13 protein-coding genes are annotated in these 17,935 nt (G+C 34.7%); 7 read left to right on the top strand and 6 right to left on the bottom strand.

The genetic code is table 11. From position 1 onward, the window contains the following. Positions 1-2 precede the first annotated feature (2 nt). The 5 genes from SMGD1_RS04105 (at position 3) to recG (ending at position 7,042) form a co-directional block, all read left to right on the top strand. Positions 3-2,408: a multiheme c-type cytochrome gene (locus SMGD1_RS04105; RefSeq protein ID WP_008339173.1), complete on the top strand. Its 2,406-nt coding sequence runs from the start codon at positions 3-5 to the stop codon at positions 2,406-2,408. Beyond that, positions 2,408-2,851: a DUF302 domain-containing protein gene (locus SMGD1_RS04100; protein ID WP_008339071.1), complete on the top strand. Its 444-nt coding sequence runs from the start codon at positions 2,408-2,410 to the stop codon at positions 2,849-2,851. Before SMGD1_RS04105 ends, SMGD1_RS04100 begins: the two co-directional genes overlap by 1 nt. Continuing rightward, the gene (locus SMGD1_RS04095; protein ID WP_008338811.1) at positions 2,836-3,888 is read left to right on the top strand and encodes a dehypoxanthine futalosine cyclase; all 1,053 of its coding nucleotides are present in this window, start codon (positions 2,836-2,838) and stop codon (positions 3,886-3,888) included. The genes SMGD1_RS04100 and SMGD1_RS04095 overlap by 16 nt, the downstream gene beginning before the upstream one ends. After that, positions 3,888-5,171: a M16 family metallopeptidase gene (locus SMGD1_RS04090; protein WP_008339051.1), complete on the top strand. Its 1,284-nt coding sequence runs from the start codon at positions 3,888-3,890 to the stop codon at positions 5,169-5,171. Before SMGD1_RS04095 ends, SMGD1_RS04090 begins: the two co-directional genes overlap by 1 nt. Before the next feature lie 71 nt (positions 5,172-5,242). After that, positions 5,243-7,042 (top strand): ATP-dependent DNA helicase RecG, encoded by a 1,800-nt coding sequence (recG, locus tag SMGD1_RS04085; RefSeq protein WP_008338790.1) that lies wholly within the window; start codon positions 5,243-5,245, stop codon positions 7,040-7,042. Here recG and hpf read toward each other — a convergent pair. The 6 genes from hpf to fliW form a co-directional block, all read right to left on the bottom strand. Continuing rightward, positions 7,039-7,572 (bottom strand): ribosome hibernation-promoting factor, HPF/YfiA family, encoded by a 534-nt coding sequence (gene hpf / locus SMGD1_RS04080; RefSeq protein WP_008338709.1) that lies wholly within the window; start codon positions 7,570-7,572, stop codon positions 7,039-7,041. The two genes, recG and hpf, sit on opposite strands and share 4 nt — an antisense overlap. Positions 7,573-7,628: 56 nt before the next feature. Beyond that, on the bottom strand, positions 7,629-8,105 hold the full coding sequence (locus SMGD1_RS04075; RefSeq protein WP_008338888.1) for a hypothetical protein: 477 nt from the start codon (positions 8,103-8,105) through the stop codon (positions 7,629-7,631). Continuing rightward, on the bottom strand, positions 8,081-9,007 hold the full coding sequence (locus SMGD1_RS04070; protein WP_008340713.1) for a prepilin-type N-terminal cleavage/methylation domain-containing protein: 927 nt from the start codon (positions 9,005-9,007) through the stop codon (positions 8,081-8,083). The genes SMGD1_RS04075 and SMGD1_RS04070 overlap by 25 nt, the downstream gene beginning before the upstream one ends. Beyond that, positions 9,007-9,651, bottom strand: coding sequence for a type II secretion system protein (locus SMGD1_RS04065; RefSeq protein ID WP_008340710.1), 645 nt, complete (start codon positions 9,649-9,651; stop codon positions 9,007-9,009). Before SMGD1_RS04065 ends, SMGD1_RS04070 begins: the two co-directional genes overlap by 1 nt. Then, positions 9,651-13,874: a hypothetical protein gene (locus SMGD1_RS04060; protein WP_008339049.1), complete on the bottom strand. Its 4,224-nt coding sequence runs from the start codon at positions 13,872-13,874 to the stop codon at positions 9,651-9,653. Before SMGD1_RS04060 ends, SMGD1_RS04065 begins: the two co-directional genes overlap by 1 nt. A 217-nt stretch (positions 13,875-14,091) precedes the next feature. After that, entirely contained in the window at positions 14,092-14,472 is a 381-nt protein-coding gene (gene fliW / locus SMGD1_RS04055) for a flagellar assembly protein FliW (protein WP_008338894.1), read from the bottom strand. Between the two features lie 137 nt (positions 14,473-14,609). On the opposite strand from fliW, the gene bamD reads away from it, so the two are divergent. Continuing rightward, on the top strand, positions 14,610-15,494 hold the full coding sequence (bamD, locus tag SMGD1_RS04050; RefSeq protein ID WP_008338825.1) for an outer membrane protein assembly factor BamD: 885 nt from the start codon (positions 14,610-14,612) through the stop codon (positions 15,492-15,494). 16 nt (positions 15,495-15,510) lie between these two features. Then, positions 15,511-17,934: an endopeptidase La gene (lon, locus tag SMGD1_RS04045; RefSeq protein WP_008338720.1), complete on the top strand. Its 2,424-nt coding sequence runs from the start codon at positions 15,511-15,513 to the stop codon at positions 17,932-17,934. Position 17,935 lies beyond the last annotated feature (1 nt).

Below are 17,935 nucleotides of genomic sequence, written 5' to 3'. Positions count from 1 at the left end.
TTATGAATAAAATTGCTTTTTTTATCATACTTCTATCTTCTTTGCTTTTTGGCGCTAACGAATGTATAGTTTGTCATAAAGGTATCGAAGATATCAGAGATAGAGACTCTGGTATGATGAAGGCAATTTTAGAAGTCGCCGAGAAGGCTGGTCATAAAGGCAACGATTGTATCGTTTGTCACGGTGGAAACCCGTACAACAAAAGTGTAGAGTATGCACATAAAGGTACAGTTAAGTATTTTAAAACAAATAAGGGACCAAAAGATTATTATCCTGCACCGGGAAGTACATGGATAAATAAAAACACTTGTGGAACATGTCATCCAAATCAAGTGGGCGCTCAAATGAACTCACTTATGATGACAGAGCAGGGCAAAATTCAAGGGGCTATGTGGAGTTTTGGTGCAAAAGAGGGTTATCAGCACAGTGCTGGAACTTACGACACCAAAAATCCAGATAATCCAGATAAGCGTCTTGGAACTGATGTATATAAAAAATATATGCAAAAGCTTGCAACTATGGAACCGCAAGCTTTTCCAGAGGAGATGCATGAACTCCCAGATGCACCTACTGTAGAAGAAGTTCATAAAGACCCATCTTTAGCTGTTTTTACCTACCTTCGCCAAGAGTGTCTTAGATGCCATACTGGTTCTAAAGGCAGACAAAAAAGAGGTGATTACAGAGGAATAGGGTGTGCATCTTGTCACATACCTTACTCAAATGAGGGCTTTTATGAGGGTGGAGATAAGAAGATTTCTAAGAAAAGCGGTCACCTTTTAACTCACCAAATCCAGAGTTCAAGAAAAGTAAAAGTACAAGTTCACGACGTAAACTACTCTGGTGTTCCAGTTGAGACATGTTCGACTTGTCATAACCGTGGAAAACGCATCGGTGTTTCTTACCAAGGACTTATGGAGACTGAGTATCAGTCAACATTTGACTCAGAGGGAAATGGACAACCTAAACTTCATACAAAACGTTACTTGCATATGAAAGAAGATATACACTACCAAAAAGGGATGCTATGTCAGGATTGTCACACTTCAAATGACCTTCACGGTGATGGTTTCTTGAGTGGTGCAAATCTGGCAGCTGTTGAGATAGAGTGTCAGGATTGTCACGGTACTACAAAGAAATATCCTTGGGAGTTGCCTATCGGTTACTCTGATGAGTTTAATACAACTGCCGCAACTGGCAAAGGTAGAGGTGTAGCATCGAGCGTAGCTGAGTATCTAAAACAGGGTTATGTCCCAGAACCAGAAGATGGTTATATTTTAACTGCTCGTGGAAATCCACTTCCAAAAGCGGTAAAAAAAGGTAACAAGATCATTATGCATCTGGCATCTGGAAAAGATATAGAGCTAAAACCACTTAAACTATTAAAAGAAACAGAAGCACTCTCTAAAAAAGCACTTATTGCTATGGATGTAGTTGAACCACATACAACAAAGATGGAGTGTTATACTTGTCATGCGACTTGGGCTCCTCAGTGTTACGGTTGTCATGTAAAGATTGATTATTCAGAAGGTAGGCAAAATCCTGATTTTTTAAAAGCTTCACATGATAAAGATATTCACGGGACTACTGGTGGGATGAGAGACTTGAAAAAGTATCTGGTTCCAGGGCAAGTGACAGAGACTAGAAGTTACCTGAGATGGGAAGACCCAGCCTTAGCTCAAAACGGTGAGGGTAGAGTATCTCCTGTTGTTCCAGGTTGTCAGACTACTATTACAGTTATAGGTAAAGATGGAAAAGCACTTCTTCAAAATCATATCTTTAAGATTCCAAATGTTGAGGGTGCTGGTGAAGAGGGACAAAACGCTATAGATATGGCACCAATTCAGCCTCACACAATTCAAAAAGAGTCAAGAAGCTGTGAGTCTTGTCATACCTCTGACAAAGCTCTCGGACTTGGTATTGGTGGCGGAAAACTAAATGCTGATCCAAGTAAGACTACTATCATTGACTTGATGAGCCCTGATAGAAAAATACTCCCAAAGACTACAGATGAGCAGATTCCGGCAATCCCAAATCTAAAACATGACTACTCTCAGTTTATAGATGAAAATGGAACTCAGCTTATGACAGTCGGTCATCACTTCAAACTCTCTGGGCCGCTTAGTAAAGAGCAGAGAGAAAAGCTTGACCGCCGTGGCGTTTGTATCTCTTGTCACCAAGATATACCAAAAGGTAATCTTGCAGTTTCTGCAATAGCACATATATCAGAAATGGCTGAGATAAATATAGATACAAAAACACACTCAGGAATGCTAAACAAACTCTTAAATATTGGAGCGTGGTTTCAAGTAATAGGCGGATTTTTAGTAACACTACTTATAATGTTTGCAATATATATATTCTTTTTAAAAAAAGAGCCAAGAAATCCAAGAAATGAAGGCTGGAAATAGTGAGAAAAATCATAACTTTAATAGCACTTGCAACATCTCTTTTAGCAAATGATATCATTGTCAAAGAGAGTAGTTGCAGTGTTGATGAAACGGCTGAAAATATTAAAAGAATTGTTCAAGAAAAAGGATTGAGTGTATTTGCTCTTATCAATCATCATGGGAATGCAAAGATGGTTGATATGAAATTAAATGAGTCTAAGATGGTAATTTTTGGAAATGCTAAACTTGGTACTGCACTTATGCAGCAGGACATGACAGTTGGTCTTGATTTGCCACTGAGAATTTTAGTTTACAGAGACAGCGATTCTAAAGTTAAAATGGCTTATAGAGATGGCTCTTGGCTAGCAGATAAGCATATAGTAAATGCACCAAAAAAAGTTGAAAAGATAAATAACAGTATGGATAAAATAACTACTAGAGCGGGAAAATGCAAAAAAGATTAACTAAAGAAGAAGCATTAGATCTAATAAAAAATGCTGACTTAAAAGAACTTGGAAAGATGGCTTCGGCTCGTAAAAAAGAGCTTCATCCAAAAGGTATAACTACTTTTGTTGTAGATAGAAACATTAACTACACAAATATCTGTTGGGTTGATTGTAAGTTTTGTGCTTTTTACAGACACGAAAAAGATGCAGATGCTTATGTACTTACTTTCGATGAGATAGATGCAAAGATAGATGAGCTTTTAGAGATTGGCGGAACTCAGATATTATTTCAAGGTGGAGTACATCCAAAGCTAAAGATAGAGTGGTATGAGGATTTAGTTGAGCATATCCATACTAAATATCCAGAAATTACTATACATGGTTTCTCATCCATTGAGATAGACTTTATAGCTAAAGTCTCTCGCATCAGTGTTGAAGAGGTTTTAGAGAGACTAAAAGTAAAAGGTCTTGCATCTATTCCTGGCGCTGGAGCTGAGATACTTAGTGATAAGGTTCGTGATATTATCGCACCTAAGAAGATTGACTCTGAAGTTTGGATTGATATTCACAGGAAAGCTCATAAGCTTGGTATCATGTCAACTGCAACTATGATGTATGGAACTGTTGAGAGTGATGAAGATATTATTGACCACTTTGAAATGGTTAGAAAACTTCAAGATGAGACAGGGGGATTCCGTGCATTCATTATGTGGAGTTTTCAAGGTCAGAACACTGAGCTTCTAAGACTTATTCCAGATATGGACAAACCATCATCAAACAGATACTTAAGACTTTTAGCAGTAGCTAGACTCTACCTTGATAATGTGCCAAATATCCAAAGCTCATGGGTAACTCAGGGTGCTTACATCGGTCAGATGGCTCTTAGGTTTGGAGCAAATGACTTAGGCTCGACTATGATGGAAGAGAATGTTGTAAGCAGTGCAGGTGCAGCTTACTCAATGGCTAAAGAAGAGATGGTAGCTCTTATCAAAGATATAGGTGAGATACCGGCAGTACGCAATACAGCTTATGAAACTTTAGAGAAGTTTGCATAATGAAAAAATTAATTTTTACTTTACTAATAACAGGACAAATAATTATGGCAGCAACTATAGAATATATTGAAACAAACGGATTGAGAGTACCTGTGATTTTTGAAGAAGACAAGAGACTTCCTCTTGTCACTATGCAGTTTATCTTTCAAAACAGCGGAAGTATAACAGATACTACAAAAGCAGGACTTGCAAAGTTCAGTGCAAGAGTTATGGGCGAGGGAACTAAAAAGCTGGGTTCATCTGCTTTTGCAGAGTCACTTGAGAGCAAAGCTATTCATATTGCATCTTCTACTGGTCAAGAGACTTTTGTTATGGAAGTCGGTTGTTTAAAAGAGGAGTTTTCTGAGGGTTTAAAGAAATTTAATGCTCTACTAAAAGATCCTAACTTTTCAGAGGAAGCTATAAGCAAAGTAAAAACTACAACTCTGGGTTCACTAAGTTCAAAGGCAAATGATTTTGATTATGTAGCATCTAATGAGTTAAAAGCGGTTCTATTTAAAGGGACACCACTTGCGAATCCAGGATCTGGAACACTAGAGAGTGTTCAAAGCATAGAGCTTGAAGATGTAGAAGAATTTGTAAAAGAGCATCTTGTGAGTTCAAGACTTATTGTAGTAGTTGGTGGTGATGTAGATATTAATTCTGCAAAGGCTGAGATAGAAATAATTATCAATGCTATGCCTAAGGGTAAGTTGATTCCATTAGAGAGCTATAATGTAACTGAAAAAGCTTCTGAGTCTGTTTTAAAAAGAGATACTAAACAGGCCTATGTATATTTTGGATCACCATATAATATTAAGTATGATTCAGAGGATTACTATAAAGCCAGAGTTGCTACTTATATTTTAGGAACTGGTGGTTTTGGCTCACGTCTGATGGAAGAGATAAGAGTTAAAAAAGGTCTGGCTTATTCTGCTTACGCAAGAGTAAGCGTTAGTCAATCTAGCAGTTATATGACAGGTTACCTACAGACTAAACTGGAGTCTCTTGAAGATGCGCAAAAAACTGTTAGAGAAGTTGTTGCAGAGTTTGTAAAAAATGGTGTGACAAAAGATGAGTTACAACAGACTAAAAAATTCCTTCTTGGAAGTGAGCCTTTAAGAGTTGAGACAATGAGTCAAAGACTTAACCGCACTTTTATGGATTTTTACAAAGGTCAAGAACTGGGACACTCTGTAAAAGAGTTAGAGCTAATAAAAGAGTTAAAACTAAAAGATCTTAATGAGTTTATTAAAAATCATAAAGAGATTTTAGAGATGAGTTTTGCAATAGTTACTAAATAATTATTGCAATTTGAAATATTTTTAGATGAGGTTCAGAAAAAGAGGTAGTATTAGCAACTCAAGGAAATAATATGAACCTCACAAAAGATTTAGAGTCAAAGTTTAAAAAGCTAGGTGTCAACTCTTGGTGTGAACTCGCTCTTAATATTCCTCACTCCTATGAAGACTTGACTCTTCATAATAGAATCCAAATTGGCAAGCCTCAACTAATAGATGCGACAGTTGAGTCAGTTTTTCGCGCTCCAAATACAATCCAGATAACTTTTTACTCTCACAATTTAGGACATACTATAAGCGGTGTACTATTTCGTCCAAAACCATATATGATGCATCAGTTTAAAGTTGGAGATAGAGATTATTTCTATGGCGTCATAGACTGCAAAACCGGAAACTGTAGTATGAGCATGCCTAGAAAAACTACAACTGTAGGTTCTATCACTCCAAAGTACAAATCAGCGCTTAGAAGCGACGTTATGCTTCGCCTTGTACAAAATAACCTAACACTAGAAAACTTGCTCTCAGAGGGCTTAAAAGAAGAGATAGCACAGGAGATATTGAAACTTCACTTTCCTACTACTCTTGTGAACTTAAAAGAGTTAGATGCCAAAACCATAGATGCACTTAAATATTTAGAACTATTCACTTATATGAAACAACTATCAGCAAAACGAAGATACTTTGAGCCAATAGTTAAAGTAGATGCTGACTATGAAACTTGGAACTCTTCTCTTCCTTTTAAACTTACAAATGAACAGACAGATGCAATAGATGACATAAAAAATGACTTTAAAAAAGATGTAGCATCTAGACGTATGATAGTGGGTGATGTTGGAAGTGGTAAGACTATGGTGATTTTAGCGTCTGCATCTATGATGTTGCCACGTCGCTCTATTTTAATGGCTCCAACTACCATACTTGCAAATCAGTTATTTGAAGAAGCACAAAAGTTTTTACCAGATGCAAAAAGTGTTTTGGTAACTAATAAAACTAAAAAAATAGACTTACAAGAGTTTGATTTTATCATCGGTACTCATGCTCTTTTATACAGAGAACTTCCAGATGCAGGTCTTGTTATGGTAGATGAGCAGCACAGGTTTGGAACGGCTCAAAGAAATATGCTTGAGAAGTTAGTTAGTAGTGGAGCTAAGAAACCGCATTTTTTACAGTTTAGTGCTACTCCAATTCCAAGAACACAGGCCATGATAGAGACAGCTCACATAGATGTTAGCTTGATTACTTCTACACCATTTACAAAAGATATAACAAGTAAAGTAATACATAAAAATGATTTTAAAGATTTACTAGAGCATATAGAAGAAGAAATAGCTAAAAATAATCAAGTCCTTTTAGTCTATCCATTAGTGGAGCAGAGTGAAGTTTTAGACTATCAGAGTATTGATGAGGCACGAGGATATTGGGAAAAAAGCTTTGATAATGTCTATGTAACTCATGGAAAAGATAAACAAAAAGAGGAAGTGCTTTTAGACTTTCGTGAAAAGGGAAGTCTTTTAATCGCTACTACGGTTGTAGAAGTTGGTATATCTCTTCCTAGACTTACTACTGTTGTCATAGTTGGAGCTGAGAGATTAGGATTATCGACTCTTCATCAGCTAAGAGGTAGAGTTAGTAGAACAGGTTTAAAAGGCTACTGTTATCTCTATACAAATCAAAGTACAACAGATAGACTGGATAGATTTGTAGATACTACAAGTGGTTTTGATATTGCAAATTTAGATTTAAAGTTTAGAAAAAGTGGTGATTTACTTAAAGGTGCTTCTCAAAGTGGAAGTCAGTTTAAATGGGTTGATTTGTCAGAGGATATTGAGATAGTGTCAGAAGTAAAGAAATCTTTACTTCTGGGTAGTGGCTAATAAAGTCCGAATTTACCGTCGTTTCTTTTGTAAAGAACACGAGTTTTATCTTCGTTATCTAAAAAGATTTCAAACAGTTTGCCAGTTTCTTTTAAGTCGTTTAGAACATCTTCAACTTCACGAGGTTTGTAAAGATCAAGTTCTACTGGTACGATTTCATCTTCGTTAGCTTCCGCTTCTTCTTTAAGATTTACAGTTTCTGATTTAATCTCGTTAAGACCAACTACACGATGACCAACTTCTTTGTCATGCATTCGACGTAAAGCTTTTTGAGCTCTAGCAATAGCTAAGTCAATAGCAGCATATAAATCATCATCGTTTTGTTTGATGATTACTGAGTTTTTGTGAGCAAGGTTGATAACAAACTCAACTACTGAGTGCTCTTTACCTTTTTTTGTTTGCGCAGAAGCAACAACATTTACAGAAATAATATCCATGTTATATTTGCTAAGTGTTTCGATAGATGTATTCATATGAGCTTTGATAGGCTCAGTAAGTTCTAACTGTCTTCCCGTAAGAGAAATATTCATAATATGACCTTTTAATATTTTAATTTCGAATTATAGCATTAAAAGGTTTATATAAATTATAATTTCTGGATGCTTCTTCTAAAATAGCGGATTGGTTCGTTTCCGGCAGTTGTTGTAACGGTTATATCCATTAGAACTGTTCCACTAGTTTCATTAGTAACAACATTAGTGTATTCTAGACCCAATGCATTAGCATTAATTTGACATGTAGTCCCTATTACAGATATATAGCGCATATCTACATTAATATTATATAGATTCCCAGCACCATGATTAAAATTTAAGTTAGAAAGTGTGCATTGTGCAGTTTGCGACATTTTAAGTAGAGCATACTCTGCTGCACTGTGTGAAAGAAGTACAGATTGTTCATAGAGATATAAATCAGTAGTTCGTTTTGATGTTTGCGTCGTTAATGACAAAGATAGTGCCATTATTGTAGCAATTATAACAAGCACTGTAATTGCCATAATCATGGCAATCCCATTTCTCTTTCCAATATGAGAAGTTCTTAAAAGATTGTTTTTTCTTTGCATATTGAATACTCCTCATTTGTTTGATTACTTTTTACACATACTTGTAACTTTATTAAAGAAGATACTGATCTAAAACGAAAAGAACTAACATTTTCCATTATCACAGCAAATTTACCGTCATCAAGATAATTTTCACCTTTCCAAGGCTGATAGTCATAGTAAAATCTCAATTCCCCTGTTGCAAAATCATGTGCAATAGCATTTGCAGTCCATGATAGTTTATAATACTCATAAACATCTACCCCGGAAAAATTAACAGGAGCAGTCGTACTGGACACAAATTGAGTTGGCTGACCAATAACAAGGTTAATAGGATGTATAGAAGCATTCTGGTCTGTTATAACTGCTCCATCATATCCCCAACCGTTACCTTGAGTTGATGAACCAATAAAATAAATTGCAGCGTCATTGATGCTACTGTTTGTATTTGAGAGTATATTTATTAATGAATTTACTTTTGTTGTATCTGTTCCTGGAGAAACAATAAAATTGGCATTACCAGCATCTATATCTATAATTCCACTCCAGTTTGGAAGGTTTAACACACCAACTCCACCATCAGAGAGACCACGAAAACTATCTATATCTGAACTAATCCATTCCAATACAGTTGCATTTTCATCTTCACTTTGTGTTAACAAATTCCATATATCATCAGCAGTACTATTTTGATTGATATTTGTATTTCTTACAATAGCAGAGTCTTTGATTCGATGTTGTAGTCTTGTAGAAATAAACTCAACAGCTGTAGCACTTTGTGATTGAAGAGTGTTATTTATATTTGAAAATATAAAACTATTATATGCCTGAGCTAGAAATTCAACACCAAACTTACCTAGGATTCCCATTATAACAATAACAAATATTAGTTCTATCATAGTAAAGGCTTTACGATTTTTCATTAGTAAGTTCCTTTATGATATATATTACCACTACCAAGATCTGGTTCACCTATATTAGCAGTATATGCACTAAGAACAGTTATTATTTCGTTTGTAGTTACATTTGTTATAGTAACTTGTATCTCTTTTATGTTACTGTTTGGATTATCAGCTGCTAATCCAAATGAAGATGGATTGCTAACAACAGCAGTGCTATTATAGTTCTGTTTATAGCCTTCTGCCGATGTAATAGAGCTTCCAGTTGGTGCTATAAATATTAAAGATGCATTGTGATCAGCAAAGTTGATAGAAAAGTTAAAGACTGTTCCTGTAAATGTTCCAAGTGCTAAGTTATTTATACATCTTCTGTTGATGTGTCCTAGTCTTTTAAAAGTAGTTGCGTTACATTCGTTATTTACATTTACAACTCTAGAATATTCTGTTAAGTTGACATCATTCATTGAGTGTTCATCCCACATGTGAGATGTTGCTTCATTAGCCTCTGTTGCTGCTGCGAATATTGCTTCTTGAACAAGATTATTTTCAATTCCACTTGAAGTTACTTCACTCATCATAGGTAACGACATAACTGATAGTGCAATTATTACAATAGCAAAGATAAGTTCTATCATTGTAAAAGCGAGTCTATTTGTTAACTTTTTCATTACCACATACTTCTTTTATTTACTTTTACAGCACCTCTTGTTTGAGTAGTAGCATCTGTTTCATGTTTACCACTCCAACCTGCTTGTCTCATAAAATCAACTCTAAATTTATTTGTAGTTGCATTAATGTTACTTTCATCATAGATTAACCATCTTGAAGCAGCATTTTGCATATTTCCAGTATATGGGAATGCTGGAGAAGCCGCAGAGTTATATCTAAGTATAGTTTCGTATTGGTATTTTAATAATGCAGTTTGATTTATATCTGTTACATTAGTATTTCCGTTAACTTCGCTTATTATTCCCATTATTCCATCTGTTCCATTTGTTACACTTTGGTCATGACTATTATTCGTCCACCATCTTATATCATTTGTATTAAAAGTGGCATTAGGAAGCAGTGCCGGAATACATGTATTTCCATTTAATGTGCCGTTACAAAATACTTCAAAATACATAAAAACTCTTGTGAAATCTGGATTGTTAGCTGGATTCGGATCAGTATTGGTTTGACAAGGTACAGATTTACAAACAACACTCTTCTTAGGTGTATTTGTACGTCCATAATAGTGAGTGATTGTTTGGTTTATTGTAGAATTGCCATCTGCTGTTTTACTTGGATTTAAATCAGCCTTAAATGAGTTGTTAGGATCTCCCGCTGCATAGGTTATAAACGTAATGCTCTCAGGGTTTGCAGTTGCATTTGCATCTCTGCTAAAGTTAAGGTTCGCAGTAGTATTTATAGTACCATTCATATTTTTCTGAAAATATCCACTTGTAGTTGTGAAATTTGGAGAAAGCGTTGTACTGCCTTTTGGTATGGAACCATTGATGTCATTTGCTGTTATGATATCGTTGGTAGAGTTTAAGTCATGAACTCTGTATTTATACTCAAGTTGAGTATTGATCATAGCTGACTTGGTGATGTTAATGTCCAGTGGTTTTGCATAGCATCCGGTAACAAAGTTACTAAGTCCTGTAGCAGTAGTTTTACCTCTTGCGGTAATGGAGGTATTTAAGTGCACTGATACATTTTCATCTTGTGATATATCTGCCATATAGACAAATGGTTTTAATAATGGTGGAGTGATATTGCCCATACCTATAGTTGTAGTTGTAAGAAGTGTAAACTCATATGGATGAAATGTTACATTATAATCATTATATTTTACATTTGTTGTTGGGTTTGTGTGGTTAGAACTTATTTCACAACCAGTTAGTGTATTTGCTAATGTTGTTGTGCTTGTAAAATCTATAGCTGTGTTTATTGGATATGTTCTTGAAGAATTAAGTGTACAATCTAAATTAGACGAAAAATGGCTACCAGTGTGATGCCCCATATATATAGGATCGCTATCAACTGCTGTCCACGTTCTATCTAACAAGCTTAAGCTATATTCTCCAACTTCCTGAATAGAAGTATTCGCATCTACTTTACCATTAACAAATCTAATATCTAATGATTTGTTAGTATCATCATTACAAGCTAAATTTCTCGTAATTAGTTGAGCTGGACTCAAACCTCTTGGTTCCCATGCGTACAGAGCTTCATCATTTAGTGTTGCTATATTAAAAGATCTTGTATAGCCATAAGATGAAGTGTTGTTTATATGATTTGTAGCATTCAATTCAAGATTGTATTCATAGTCAGCCGCTAAGTTTTGTATTGAACTAACAGCTCCAACTACACCTGATTCTCCCGTAGTTAGTCTACTCTGTGATGTTGGAGTTGTTTGGTCTTGATCATCTATATGAACCATAATAGCTTCAGGTCTAATAGAAAAGTTGTCGCGAGAACAAACTAGCTTTGTATTAAATCCATACACACACTCCATACAAATTGCAATATCTTCCTTTGTTAGTTTGTCACTGTTGTTAGAGCACCATTGCGCAACAGTATCGGTATTGTTTGGTATACCATCCATATCTTTAGCACAAGTACCTAAATTTTGCACCAACTCTGTGAAGTTTATTTTATAAGTATTTGCTTTACTTCCTGGCTCTACCTTTACTAAATCATCATTACCATCATTTGTTAAGTTAAAACTAACTCTAAATGCAGCATTTTGTCGTGCATTTTTGTAAAATTCTGAGCTTGTAGTCAGGCTTGTCATATTATTTGATATGGCACTTTGTATTGCAGCATCATTAAATTGTGTTGATGTAACATTACCATCAAAAAGTACCCATACTTTTTCACTTATAGAACTAGCTAGTTCTTGACATGAAGCATTTACATCATGAAATGCAGACGAGTCAATCATCTCAACCGCCGCAATTGTTGAAACATTTTTTAGAGTATCTGTAGCATTTTCATCAACTGAAATGACCTTAAAATTACCAGTTCTTGATGTAACTTGAGTAGGTAGATTATAGTCATCTTTTGTTCCACCTACGTCTAAATCGTAATAGCTATTATGAACAACATTAAATCTACCTTTTGCTGGAGAGTATGCATAGTTGGCGTCAGAACACATAGGTACATTTGCACCAAGTTTAAGAGTGTAAGGAATAATAGTTGAGGCATTGACAACCAAGTTATAAGTTGCATCTACATTTATAGGCATATCTAAATTTTGCTTTGGATCAAGAGAATAATAAACATAAAAATGATCATAAGAAGTCATATTTCCAATATTGATACTTTTTATGGAAGTCATATTCCCAGTTGTTGTAACATTTAAGTCTGCTGCATCATTAAGGCTTGTAGGAATTAAATTGCCAATTTTTGCCAATTTAGTTGAGTCAGTTTCGTAAGATGCTTGAGTAGTGTTAATGTCCGTAATATTTACTGTCATATCAGTTATGGCAAAATCTGATACAAGGTTTCTAATAAAAATTTTAACTTCTACTGGTGAATCAGTTATTACATCTCCAATGAGATCAGGGTCTTTCGTACCATCATTATTTTCTGTAAAGTAAATACCTTGCTGACTATATGCGTAATCATAGCAAAATTGTGGTTCGTATAGTTCTGTTGAAAAAGCTATTACTTGTGGAAATATCTGGTCACATCCACCATTCTTAACAACACCGAATTTAAGTTTTGTATTTGTTTGTTCATTGTCCATTTGAGAAGATACATCAAATATATCTAAATCCATACCTTGCTTATTTGTGTCTCCTGGAGTCATATGATTACCAAATTTTGTATAAGTATGATTAAATTGTCCTCCTACTGGATTTGGAGTATTAGTAAGATTTGAATATGTACCTACATTTTTTTGATTTTGAATTTGAAGTGTATCTGGAGTTAAGTGCCTATCTCCGGCACCTCCAAATAAAAGTAACTTACTATTTACAGTACCTGTTTTAGGAGTAATAAATCCTGAAACATCAATAGTTGTTTCAAATGCTGTTCCATCAGGTCCCCATGTCAAGTATAAATCGAAACCATCAAAGATTGAAACTGTTTTCATCGCTACATTATTAGCAAAAGCTGTTGTTCCATCTACATTGTAAACAATTAGCAAACTCCATCCACCATATAAACCAAATTGATAATTTCCAGAGTATGTAGGAGCTTGAGCTATATATACATACTCACCATCATCTCTACCAGCAGTAGTTTTAATATTACCAACAGTAAAAGTGTTCTGTGCTGATGTATATGAGTTTTTTACTATGTCTGTAACTTCATGGTAAGCACCATAGTGATGTCTATATCCAGTTCCATCTGTAACTGTATAGTAAAATGTTTTATGATTTAAGTCATTAGTCCCAACTGGTGCAGTAATTTTGTGCATAGTACCTGCAGCATCTTTGATTGTTGCATTATTCCATCCTACTATATCCGCATCAATAGTAGCATCAGTATAAGCACCGCCTTCACGCAGTACATGGCCTTGCCAAAATAAACCTGCCCATACAATATCAGAGCCTTTTACATATGATGGAAGAGTGAGGGTAGCACTAGATGAGTTCATTTTTTCAGCATCACCAAGAGAGTAAGTAGCGCTATTGAAATTTGCATCAATAGTTTTATATGTAGTAATGTCTGTAATTAGATTAGCATTAGTAGGATTGTTACTACTTAATATACTATTTCCGGTTGCTTCTAAATCCCCAAATACACTATATCCTATCCCTCCATAAAGCAGATGAAAATCAGAGTCAGTAGAAAAATTTCCACGACCTCCATATATACTTTCCCAAGAGAATAGTGAAAATGGAATTATTAAAAACAGTAGCGGGAGATAAAAAGCTTTCTTAAAAGTTTTCATGACAGACTCCTTGATATAACAAAAAAGATAGCACACAAAAAATGGGCTCATGTAATATTTCATATTTATTATGCATTAATTATACTGTTTTTTTCCAAATTTTGTATGAAAACTGTTAAATTAGCTTAAATGTGATAAATTGTTTTAAGGATTTATTTTCTATGCTGATAGCTTGAAAGCCCTAAGCTTAGGTGCTTAGAACCTAGTTTTATATAAATTACTTATTTAAGAAAGTAGAGATTTTTTCAGCTACACCATATTTAGTAGATTCACCAAGAATGATTTGAGCAGCTCTGTTGTTGTCAGTATTAAAAATCAGTGGTCCGATGAAATTTACCACTGAACTTTCTATCGGAGTTTGTATAAGAACTATATTTAAAATCAAAAGATTTGATTTTTCATCTATCTCCATTATGTCTTTAACATTATTTGGAACTTCAAAGTCATATTCTCGTAAAACAAAAGGGTCAATTAGAGTAAAAGATATGTGCTCATCTTCACATGAAACCATTTTCATAAAAACATCATCTATCTTTTGTAACTCTACCTGCTTTGTGTCTTCAAAGCCTAAAAGAGGCACACTTATATCAAATTTCATAAAAAACCTTTTGTAAAATATTTGTTTATTATAGCACCTAAAGCATAAAATGTACCATGACTATAGTAAGAGTTTAATCTGTGTTATATAACTTTTGGATAGAATATCAACTTATTTATATATTGGGATATTATTTAATGAAATTAAAAAGTAGTTTTTTCTTAAGTGCATTTGCAGTGATTATCTTCTTTAGTGGCTGTTCTAAAGAGTTAGAAGAGTATAACAAACCTGCCGTTTATTGGTATGGCAAGATAGTTAAAAATATCTCTGATGGAGATTTAGAAAAAGCTGATAATTATTACAGTTCCCTTCAAGGTGAACATATTGGTTCTCCTCTTCTTCCCGAAGCAACAATGATTTTAGCAATAGCTCATATGTACTATGAAGAATACTTGCTTAGTGAGCATTTTTTAAACGAGTACATAAAAAGATATGCAACTGCAAATGAAAAAGAAGATGCAGAGTTCTTAAAAATAAAGTCTAAGTATCTAGCACTTCCAAATCCAAGACGTGATCAGGCTCTTATTGAAGAGGCTATTAAAGAAGCACAAAAGTTTAAACACAACTATCCAAATTCTATGTATTACGCTGTTGTAGATACTATGCAAACTCGTCTTTATATGGCAGAAGCTGCCTTAAATGAGACTATTGCAGACCTTTATGTTAGGCTTGATAAGCCAAAAAGTGCCGAGTATTATAGATCACTAAAACCACAGCCATGGATAGATTGGAATGAGATTGACAGAGCGAATACAGCTTGGTATCGTGCCTGGTTTGAAGGTGATGGAACAGCTAGTTGGTATGGTTTTATGGTTCCAGACACTAGAAGTGTAGTTTCAAGAAACTCTATATTTGATGATAGTCTTGCTACTGAAACTAAAGCAAAAGAGATAGAGAAACCTAAGCAAACTTTGAGTGAATTTCAACAAAATGAATTAAATAAAGCTCAAAGCTTAAAAGACAAAGGTATTATTACTGATGATGAATTTAATGCTTTGAGAGATAAAATATTAGAACTTTAATAAATTAGGATTAAATATGAAACTAAGCAATTATGGAGAATTTCCAGCGGATATACCTGTTATAGCAGAAGATGAACTTTTTTTATACCCTTTTATGATTTCACCGCTTTTTTTAAGTGATGAAAACAACATAAATGCTGCAACTTTAGCAATGGAAGATAGCTCTTTAGTTATTGTTTGTCCGACTAAACCTTCTCGTGATGGTGAGAGAACGTACGACTCACTATACGATGCTGGTGTTGTTGGCTCTATCATGAGAAAAGTAGCACTTCCTGATGGTCGTGTAAAAGTTCTTTTTCAAGGTCTTGCTCGTGCTAAGACACTTTATGAGGTACAAGCTGCACCTTTAATTGCAAATGTAAGTATCCTTGAAGCTACAAATATTGAGTCACTGAAAGTAGATGCAATACTTGAAATAGTTCGTGAAAAAGTCAGAACACTATCTAGTGTAAGCAATTACTTCCCACCTGATTTGTTAAGAACTATAGAAGAGAATCATGATCACAACCGAATTATTGATTTGATTTGTAGTACTGTCAAACTAAAAAAAGAACAGGCTTATAAACTTTTTGTCGAAACAGATACAGAAAAAAGATTTCTTTTTTTAATCGATTATCTTATTGATGAAATAGAAGCAAATAAATTACAAAAAGAGATTAGAAGTAAAGTTCATACTCATATAGAAAAAGTGAATAAAGAGTACTTTCTAAAAGAGCAATTAAAACAGATTCAAAAAGAGTTGGGTACAGATACGGCAAGAGATGAAGAGATTGAAGAATACCGTAATAAACTAGAAGCTAAAAAAAGTAAGATGGGTGAAGAAGCTTATAAAGAGATATCTAAGCAGATAGAGAGATTCTCTAGGATGCATCCGGACTCTTCAGATGCATCTATGACTCAGACATATTTAGACTGGTCTTTAGAAATCCCATTTGGTGAAAATGCAAAAAAAGCACTTAAAATAAAAGATGTTGAAGCTCAGTTAAATGAAGATCATTTCTCACTTAAAAAACCAAAAGAGAGAATAGTTGAATATTTTGCTGTAAAAGAACTCTTAGAGTTAAGAGGTCTAGGAAATGACAGTGCTGGAGCAATCCTTTGTTTCTCAGGACCTCCTGGTGTTGGTAAAACTTCTCTAGCAAACTCTATTGCTCAAGCCCTAAAGAGACCATTAATTAGAATTGCCCTTGGTGGACTTGAAGATGTAAACGAGCTAAGAGGACACAGACGAACTTATGTTGGTGCTATGCCTGGTCGTATTACTCAAGGTCTTATAGATGCTAAAAAGATGAATCCAGTTGTTGTTTTAGATGAGATAGATAAAGTTTCTCGCTCTCAACGAGGAGATCCGACAGCTGCACTATTAGAAATATTAGATCCTGAACAAAATAAAGAGTTTAGAGATTATTATCTTAACTTTGACATAGATTTAAGCAAGGTTATTTTTATTGCAACCGCAAATGATGTTAGCCGTATTCCTACACCTCTTCGTGATAGAATGGAATTTATTACTATAAGTTCATATACTCCACAAGAGAAGTTTGAAATAGCAAAAAGATATTTACTTCCTCAAGAGCTTAAAAAGCATGGACTTAAAAAGAGTGAGGTTAGTATTTCTAGCCCTGCGTTAAAAGAACTGATTCACAGCTATACAAGAGAAGCCGGAGTTAGAAATCTGCGTCGTCGTATCGCAGACATGAGTCGAAAAGTAGCTCGTAAGATGCTAGAAGATGGTGGTATAGATAAAGTTTCTATATCTTTAAAAAACTTAAAAGACTTTTTTGATAAAAGTGTATTTGAGATTGAAAAAACTACAAAAATCCCAGTTGTTGGTGTTGTAAATGGACTTGCTTGGACAGCAGTTGGCGGTGATGTTTTAAAGATTGAGAGCATTAGAATCAAGGGTAAAGGATCAATGCAGCTCACTGGTAGTCTCGGTGATGTTATGAAAGAGAGTGCTAGAATTGCTATGAGTGTTGTTAAAACACTAATAGATAGTGGAAAGTTAAAGATATCACCTGAAAATATTCCTCTTACATTTAAAGAGAAAGAGGAAAATATTAAAGTAGATTCTAGTGAAGTTTACAAGCGTTATGACCTTCATATACACGTTCCAGATGGTGCAACTCCAAAAGATGGTCCAAGTGCAGGTATAGCAATGGTTAGTGTTATATCGTCAATTCTTAGCGGAGAGAAGATTCGTTCTGAGATTGCAATGACCGGAGAGGTTTCTTTAAGTGGTGATGTTCTACCAATTGGCGGGCTAAGAGAGAAGTTGATTGCAGCACATAAAGCCGGCATGAGCAAGGTTCTTATACCATCTAAAAATTATGAAAGAGATTTGGAAGATATTCCTAAAGAAGTAAAAGATACTTTAGAGATTATTGGTGTAAGTAGAGTAGAAGAAGTCTTAAAACATATTTTAGTTAAGGAGTCTTAAA

It is taken from the genome of Sulfurimonas gotlandica GD1 (assembly GCF_000242915.1).
Lineage (GTDB): Bacteria > Campylobacterota > Campylobacteria > Campylobacterales > Sulfurimonadaceae > Sulfurimonas > Sulfurimonas gotlandica.
Note: the sequence above shows the minus strand (reverse complement) of the source record. Positions and strands in the feature narration are given on the sequence as shown.

Coding starts and splice junctions, on each gene's coding strand:
- SMGD1_RS04095 (WP_008338811.1), top strand. CDS start 2,836: ATGCAAAAAAGATTAACTAAAGAAGAAGCATTAGATCTAATAAAAAAT.
- recG (WP_008338790.1), top strand. CDS start 5,243: ATGAACCTCACAAAAGATTTAGAGTCAAAGTTTAAAAAGCTAGGTGTC.
- SMGD1_RS04065 (WP_008340710.1), bottom strand. CDS start 9,651: ATGAAAAAGTTAACAAATAGACTCGCTTTTACAATGATAGAACTTATC.
- SMGD1_RS04075 (WP_008338888.1), bottom strand. CDS start 8,105: ATGCAAAGAAAAAACAATCTTTTAAGAACTTCTCATATTGGAAAGAGA.
- hpf (WP_008338709.1), bottom strand. CDS start 7,572: ATGAATATTTCTCTTACGGGAAGACAGTTAGAACTTACTGAGCCTATC.
- fliW (WP_008338894.1), bottom strand. CDS start 14,472: ATGAAATTTGATATAAGTGTGCCTCTTTTAGGCTTTGAAGACACAAAG.
- SMGD1_RS04105 (WP_008339173.1), top strand. CDS start 3: ATGAATAAAATTGCTTTTTTTATCATACTTCTATCTTCTTTGCTTTTT.
- SMGD1_RS04060 (WP_008339049.1), bottom strand. CDS start 13,874: ATGAAAACTTTTAAGAAAGCTTTTTATCTCCCGCTACTGTTTTTAATA.
- lon (WP_008338720.1), top strand. CDS start 15,511: ATGAAACTAAGCAATTATGGAGAATTTCCAGCGGATATACCTGTTATA.
- SMGD1_RS04090 (WP_008339051.1), top strand. CDS start 3,888: ATGAAAAAATTAATTTTTACTTTACTAATAACAGGACAAATAATTATG.
- SMGD1_RS04070 (WP_008340713.1), bottom strand. CDS start 9,007: ATGAAAAATCGTAAAGCCTTTACTATGATAGAACTAATATTTGTTATT.
- bamD (WP_008338825.1), top strand. CDS start 14,610: ATGAAATTAAAAAGTAGTTTTTTCTTAAGTGCATTTGCAGTGATTATC.